The 6,018-nt window shown below is 38.6% G+C and carries 8 protein-coding genes; 1 reads left to right on the top strand and 7 read right to left on the bottom strand.

Going from position 1 to position 6,018, the window contains the following annotated elements; translation table 11 throughout:
* Positions 1-140: 140 nt before the first annotated feature.
* From rpsR to J2Z40_RS18285, 7 genes are all read right to left on the bottom strand, one after another.
* The gene (rpsR, locus tag J2Z40_RS18315; protein ID WP_066398835.1) at positions 141-380 is read right to left on the bottom strand and encodes a 30S ribosomal protein S18; all 240 of its coding nucleotides are present in this window, start codon (positions 378-380) and stop codon (positions 141-143) included.
* Positions 381-437: 57 nt separating this feature from the next.
* Positions 438-950, bottom strand: coding sequence for a single-stranded DNA-binding protein (gene ssb, locus J2Z40_RS18310; RefSeq protein WP_066398837.1), 513 nt, complete (start codon positions 948-950; stop codon positions 438-440).
* 56 nt (positions 951-1,006) lie between these two features.
* Positions 1,007-1,294 carry a 30S ribosomal protein S6 gene (rpsF, locus tag J2Z40_RS18305; RefSeq protein ID WP_066398843.1) on the bottom strand — a complete coding sequence of 96 codons (288 nt, stop codon included), beginning with the start codon at positions 1,292-1,294 and terminating at the stop codon, positions 1,007-1,009.
* A gap of 128 nt (positions 1,295-1,422) precedes the next feature.
* Positions 1,423-2,313, bottom strand: coding sequence for an ABC transporter permease (locus J2Z40_RS18300; protein ID WP_066398846.1), 891 nt, complete (start codon positions 2,311-2,313; stop codon positions 1,423-1,425).
* 13 nt (positions 2,314-2,326) lie between these two features.
* Entirely contained in the window at positions 2,327-3,247 is a 921-nt protein-coding gene (locus J2Z40_RS18295) for an ABC transporter permease subunit (RefSeq protein WP_066398849.1), read from the bottom strand.
* Positions 3,248-3,383: 136 nt separating this feature from the next.
* Complete coding sequence (gene ychF / locus J2Z40_RS18290; protein WP_066398852.1) at positions 3,384-4,484, bottom strand: redox-regulated ATPase YchF; 1,101 nt, start codon at positions 4,482-4,484, stop codon at positions 3,384-3,386.
* A gap of 121 nt (positions 4,485-4,605) precedes the next feature.
* Positions 4,606-4,803, bottom strand: a complete 198-nt coding sequence (locus J2Z40_RS18285; RefSeq protein ID WP_066398854.1) for a DUF951 family protein — start codon at positions 4,801-4,803, stop codon at positions 4,606-4,608.
* Positions 4,804-5,350: 547 nt separating this feature from the next.
* On the opposite strand from J2Z40_RS18285, the gene yyaC reads away from it, so the two are divergent.
* The gene (gene yyaC / locus J2Z40_RS18280; RefSeq protein WP_066398855.1) at positions 5,351-6,004 is read left to right on the top strand and encodes a spore protease YyaC; all 654 of its coding nucleotides are present in this window, start codon (positions 5,351-5,353) and stop codon (positions 6,002-6,004) included.
* Positions 6,005-6,018: the final 14 nt, after the last annotated feature.

The following is a 6,018-nucleotide window of genomic DNA, read 5'->3' as shown; positions in this document are numbered from 1 at the left end:
TGTCAATGCAAAAATAGTGTAGACTCTACTATGGTTAAGAATTAGTTTTCATGATAGACGGTGGCGGCGAGAAGCGCCGCCATGTTGGTTTCCTATATAACAAAAAAAAGACACTGGAAATTCCAGTGTCCTTTCATCTATTATTCACCTGCAACATACGGCAATAAAGCCATTGTACGTGAACGCTTAATCGCAGTTGTTAATTTACGTTGATATTTAGCGTTTGTACCAGTTACACGACGTGGTAAAATTTTACCGCGTTCTGAAATGAATTTCTTTAGAAGATCCACATCTTTGTAGTCGATGTGAGTGATTCCGTTTGCAGTAAAAAAGCAAACTTTACGACGTTTTGCACGTCCACCTCTACGTCCTCCAGCCATGGTCATTTCCCTCCTTTAATTTTTTTGTATGAAACAATCGCTCATATAATCAATGTATTAAAACGGTAGATCGTCATCTGAAATATCAATTTGGCCTTCATTTGCAAATGGATCCTTATCTACACGTGTATATCCTTGATTATCTCGGTTGTACTGTTGTTGCTGATTCTGATTGTTGTTGTTTCCGAATGGGAAATCCTGCTCCCTTGGAGCACCATAACTTGCATTGTCTCCTCTATTGCCTGTACTATTTCTTGGCTCTAAGAATTGAACACTTTCAGCTTGGACTTCTGTCACGTATACACGTTTTCCATCCTGACCTTCATAACTACGAGTTTGAATTCGACCATCTACTCCTGCAAGGCTTCCCTTTTTCAAGTAGTTTGCTACATTTTCAGCTGGTTTTCTCCAAATCACACAGTTAATAAAGTCTGCTTCCCGTTCCCCCTGTTGATTCGTAAAGGTACGATTTACAGCAAGTGTGAACGATGCAACAGCTACTCCATTTGGGGTATAGCGTAATTCTGGATCCTTCGTCAAACGACCGACAAGAACAACACGGTTCATCATCATAATCAGCTCCTTCCAACCTTTGTTTCACGTGAAACAATTTATATCATCATTTTTTACTTTTCATCTTTAACAACGATTTGACGGATGATGTCTTCGCTGATCTTAGCTAAACGAGTAAATTCATCTACTGCTTTTGCTTCAGCGTTCACATGCATTAATTGGTAGTAACCGTCACGGAAATCATTGATTTCGTAAGCTAAACGACGCTTACCCCATTCTTTTGAATCGATCAATTCCGCACCATTATCAGTTAAGATTGTGTTAAAACGCTCAATTAGAGCCTTTCTAGCCTCATCTTCAATATTTGGGCGGATGATGTACATAATTTCGTACTTTCTCATCACTTTCACCTCCTTTTGGTCTAAACGGCCCGTGTTTGCGGGCAAGGAGCAATTATTCATTACTCACAATATGAAAGTATAGCATACAAACAATTGATTTGCAATGAACACTCTCGTTTTTTCCGTTCTTACTGTGTATGCCGATTGAAATGCTGCCTTAGTCCTTCCCCTAATATATTAAATGTCACTGTCGATAGAACGATGGCTAACATAGGGAAAAATGGAATCCAAAAGGCAGAGATCACATCCCTGCGTGCCTCTCTAATCAGGGTCCCCCAATCAACACTCATATTCAAGATTTGGCTTTGCCCATAATTAACTTGTAAAAGCTCTTGTGAAATAAAAACATTAATAATCGCTAACTGACCAATTAATATGGCTACACGCCCTGCGTCAATAAAGAAATTCACGACAATACTAGGCATCAGATTCGGAAAGTAGTGAGAAACCATCATTTTTACTGGCTTTACCCCTATCGTAATCCCTGCTTCAATAAATGTTTTCTGTGAGAGCGTATGCGCTTGCTCCTGAATAATTAAACTAACTCTGCCAACCTCTACAAGCGCAATAATTAAAATCGTCCAATAAAACCGATGTTCATGAAATAATAAAAAGGGCAAACAAAGGATCAGTGCTGTTGTAAAAATAACAGGCAAGCTAGAGAAAAGCTGATTCCACCACTTGTTCAGCCAAGAAAAGAACCCCTTATTTCTAAAGCCTAGAAGTCCTAAAGGAATAGCTACTATATATCGAATGATGACAATCATAAAAATGAGGATGAATGTATCCTTTGCACCAATCACTAATAAGCTAAGTAAGTCACGCCCTTCCCGATCCGATCCTAGCGGGAATTTATCAGAGGGTGGAAATGGGGCAGTTTCAATTTTACCTGGGCCAGGAAAGATGACCCGTTCCCCACTTAACTCTGCATCAATAAAAGGGAGATGTGCACCAAAAAATGTGAAAAAGGCAAAAAAGGAAGCCAAAATGAGTCCAATAAATAAATAGTAGTTTTTCAAATTTGTCCCCCCATTACGGCAATCTCAAACTTCTCTTAATAATAAAACCAGTCAATTGGGCAAGAATAACAAGGGACAAAAAGCATAAGCCAATCCCTATAATGACCCCAGGCTCAAATCCGCGAAATGACCCCATATTAAACGATGTAGTAAAGCCAAGTGCAGTGAACAGCCTATAAGCTAACCCTTCATACCCAATTAAGTATTCGACGATAAGGAGACTGGATAAGGTATGAATCATTAAAGAGGTTATATGGGGCAAAATTGACTGTAAGCTATTACGTAAAATATGACGAGTCGTAACAATTGCCATTGGGAAACCCTTTGCTTTTGCCACTTGAATATAATACTGCCCATCTTCATTTGAAAGTGCAGCAGACGTAATTCTTGCCATATACATCATTGGATAGACGGATACGAGAATCGCAGGGATGATAAAGCCATACCAATTGGTCTGACTAAATAATTTCAAAGATGGAAATGTAAATATCACAAGCCATTGAAGGCAAATCACAATAAAAAAGTCAGGAATGGATTGCAGGATCCAGGTCAAACCATTGCCGAAAATATTTTTCTTATTCCGCCTATTTTTGTAATCAAATATGCCCTTCCAAATCCCAAATAATAGGCTAATAAAGAAAGCAGGAAGAATAATTTTTAAACTATTTGGCAAAAATCGCATAATTTCATCCTCAACCATGACTCTTTCATGCCTTGTTTCTCCTAGACTTTTCTCCTTCCAGACATGCTGCAAATACTGGATGACATTATTTTTGTATTCCTTCCAAGAAAAATGATATTCCATTTCAACAGTCAGCGCCTTCCCGCTTACAGACATAGCAGGGTTGCGAGGAAACAATACGATTAAGAGAAGAGCAACAATGATAATGGTGTAAAGGAAGAGATTCTTCATAACCGTTCTAGTAATATCCATAAGAACCCCCATTAAATGTTATTTTACAAAATCATAACAAACAAAGAGGGAATATTCTATTAATTTATTATATTCTTTCAAATAAACAGATAAAAAAACACTGCAGACTAATTCTGCAGTGTTATGGTTCCAACTATTACACATTGAAACGGAAGTGCATGACATCTCCGTCTTTTACGATATATTCTTTTCCTTCTAATCGCACCTTGCCAGCTTCCTTCGCAGCATTCATGCTTCCCGCAGCAAGTAAATCTTCATATGAAACGGTCTCGGCACGGATAAATCCCTTTTCAAAATCAGAATGGATAACCCCAGCACATTGTGGAGCCTTCATCCCTTGACGGAACGTCCATGCACGAACCTCTTGAACGCCAGCAGTAAAGTATGTTGCTAATCCAAGAAGATTATATGCCGCACGAATTAACTGATCAAGGCCAGATTCTTCAATTCCAAGCTCTTGAAGGAACATTTCCTTTTCTTCCCCTTCAAGCTCCGCAATTTCAGATTCAATCTTCGCACAAATAACAATAACCTCAGCATTGTCCTTTTCTGCAAATGCTCGAACTTGTTGTACGTATTCATTTTCTGATGGATCTGCCACATCATCTTCACCAACATTTGCTACATAAAGAACTGGTTTGATTGTTAATAGGTGCAGACCTTTTGCTACCTTCATTTGTTCCTCTGTAAATTCAACTGTACGTGCTGGCATGTCTGCTTCAAATGCCACTTTTAATTTTTCAAGAATTTCTAATTCAAACATCGATTCTTTGTCTTTTTGCTTGGCCATTTTTCCGACACGAGCAATACGCTTATCTACTGATTCAAGGTCTGCCAATATTAACTCTAAATTAATGATTTCTATATCATCAATTGGATCTACTTTACCCGATACATGTGTAATATTATCATCCGCGAAACAGCGAACAACTTGGCAAATTGCATCTACTTCACGAATATGAGATAGGAACTTATTTCCTAATCCCTCTCCTTTACTTGCACCCTTTACAATTCCAGCAATATCTGTAAATTCAAATGCTGTTGGAACAGTTTTCTTAGGTTGAACGAGTTCAGTCAGTTTATTTAGACGATGATCCGGCACTTCTACGATTCCAACATTCGGATCAATTGTACAGAACGGATAGTTAGCAGACTCCGCTCCCGCCTGGGTAATTGCATTAAATAATGTAGACTTTCCAACGTTAGGCAATCCTACAATCCCAGCTGTTAAAGCCATCTATCGCCACTCCTCTATAATTAAAATATCTATGATTCATTCATGTCACTATGATTGGGCAAGCCCCTCACAATTATAGAGATATGAAGGTGAAAAAACAAGCATTCATCCGATTTGTAGATTATTCTTCGCCTTTTACTAAGGTTTTTTTCATCTTACGTGCAAATTCCCTTCGAGGGATTAAAACACTATGTGCACAACCCTCACATTTGATCCGAATATCTGCGCCCATTCGAATAATCTTCCAGCGATTCGTCCCACATGGATGTGCCTTTTTCATTTCAACGACATCATTTAAATTGAATTCCTTTTGCTCCACAATGAATCCCCCTATCAAATCTCGCTATTAAATGCAATATATCATAATTAATCAAATCATGCTCTTTCTGAAAAGCTGTTTTTGCAAACATTGTTGCTAATTAAGATATGTTGGTAAAGGTTGATTTCTACGCACGTGTGCTCCCTTTCCGCGGGGTAGTCCGCTTGAGCCCCCTCGTCGCTCACGCTCCTGCGTAAGTCTCAGCTGTCCTACGCATCTAAGCAGGACATTGAGTAAACTCCTTAGAATTCACACCGCACGAAGGAAATGCGACAGCATTTTTGAGGATCTCGCACCTTCCGCTCCAATCAACCGACCTAGTTGGTCAACCACATCTATACAAAATATTTGTTTCAAAAGCAACAATCTTTTAGAAATGATTCTTCTAAAAGCTAATTCAAATTTTCTAAACCTTTTCCCTTCATTTCCTCATAAAATGCAATCGATATGTATAGATTACTAAATTCCTCCGTATACTGTATTACTAATTAGAAATAACCTCCCTAAAAGAAGGATCGTTCTTTTATTGATAAAAGGAGTGGAACCGATGAATATAAGGAATAATTTGTTTGATAAAAAAGATGGCAACGCAAGAATTCCCTATGATGAGAAATATGCAGCAATTAAACTAGCAAATGAAGTCGTCCAGCTATTGCCAACTAGTATAAACAACCGGCCAATTGTATTCGTCTGTATCGGAACAGACCGTTCAACTGGTGATTCATTGGGGCCGCTTGTCGGCACACTTCTTGAAGAGAAAAAACTCGCTTCTTTCTTTGTTTACGGCACACTTGAGGATCCAGTCCATGCCGTTAATCTTGCTGAAAAATTAGAAGACATCAATAGACGCCATTTTAATCCATTTATAATTGGCATCGATGCTTGCTTAGGTAGGTTGAAAAGTGTCGGTGTGATTCAAGTAGGTGAAGGAGCAGTCAAACCAGGTGCAGGTGTGAATAAGGAACTCCCCGAGGTTGGCCATATGCATATTACCGGCATTGTCAATGTAAGTGGATTTATGGAGTTTTTTGTTTTGCAAAATACGAGACTTCATCTCGTATTAAATATGGCAAAAACGATTGCGAACAGCATTTATAAAGCAAGTCTATTATATGAACCAAAACCAATTGTTTCTGCAATCAAATGGGATCGATCCACCGAATTGGAAAAAGACACGAGTGCCCTGCTTAATGACATATAAGAAGAATAACCATA

The sequence above is a fragment of the Cytobacillus eiseniae genome (assembly GCF_017874625.1).
Classification (GTDB): domain Bacteria; phylum Bacillota; class Bacilli; order Bacillales; family Cytobacillaceae; genus Cytobacillus; species Cytobacillus eiseniae.
Note: the sequence above shows the minus strand (reverse complement) of the source record. Positions and strands in the feature narration are given on the sequence as shown.

Bases quoted from the DNA above. Each gene is read 5' to 3' on its own strand.
- ychF (WP_066398852.1), bottom strand. From the start codon at position 4,484: ATGGCTTTAACAGCTGGGATTGTAGGATTGCCTAACGTTGGAAAGTCT.
- rpsF (WP_066398843.1), bottom strand. From the start codon at position 1,294: ATGAGAAAGTACGAAATTATGTACATCATCCGCCCAAATATTGAAGAT.
- J2Z40_RS18295 (WP_066398849.1), bottom strand. From the start codon at position 3,247: ATGGATATTACTAGAACGGTTATGAAGAATCTCTTCCTTTACACCATT.
- rpsR (WP_066398835.1), bottom strand. From the start codon at position 380: ATGGCTGGAGGACGTAGAGGTGGACGTGCAAAACGTCGTAAAGTTTGC.
- yyaC (WP_066398855.1), top strand. From the start codon at position 5,351: ATGAATATAAGGAATAATTTGTTTGATAAAAAAGATGGCAACGCAAGA.
- ssb (WP_066398837.1), bottom strand. From the start codon at position 950: ATGATGAACCGTGTTGTTCTTGTCGGTCGTTTGACGAAGGATCCAGAA.